At 35.3% G+C, this 535-nt stretch carries 1 protein-coding gene; it reads left to right on the top strand.

Annotation, left to right across the window (positions count from 1 at the left end; all coding sequences use genetic code 11):
- Nucleotides 1-158: 158 nt before the first annotated feature.
- The gene (locus ACSZPU_RS26235; protein WP_499004554.1) at nucleotides 159-488 is read left to right on the top strand and encodes an arsenate reductase/protein-tyrosine-phosphatase family protein; all 330 of its coding nucleotides are present in this window, start codon (nucleotides 159-161) and stop codon (nucleotides 486-488) included.
- Nucleotides 489-535: the final 47 nt, after the last annotated feature.

Raw genomic sequence — 535 nt, 5'->3', positions numbered from 1 at the left:
TTATCGGTAGTTAACCCTTCCTCCTACACTCTCCACAATCATGTCCGAGCGTTGCACTTATTATCTGAATTCGCTAAATGCAGTTGAAGAAATGTAAAATATGCTTTTATTAAAAACAGCATTTTCATGGTGTATTCACATGATACTTAAGGAATTAAATGAAAAAAATAATAGGTTTTTTTGGATTGGTTTTGCTTTCAATAAGTTGTGTAACTAATGCTTCTGATAATATAGTAACATTCGTTTGCACTGGAAATACTGGTCGTAGTCCTATGGCAGAGGCACTGAGTAAAGAAATAATAAAGACAAAAAACATGAATATTCTTGTTGCATCAAGAGGCGTAAATGTTGACCCAAAAGAATTAACACCAGAAAAAGGCACGATGACCGTATTAAAAGAAAGAGGAATTGACATATCAGAGCACAAGGCCACTCAACTAACAGAGACAGATGTACAAAAATCTAGGCTGTGTCCCTTAATTGCATAACCTCTTGTAAAACAATCGGATGCAACCCAGCTTGACCATTGAAAGAT

This window comes from Phytobacter sp. V69, assembly GCF_965644215.1.
Lineage (GTDB): Bacteria > Pseudomonadota > Gammaproteobacteria > Enterobacterales > Enterobacteriaceae > Phytobacter.
This window is presented reverse-complemented; position numbering and strand designations above follow the sequence as displayed.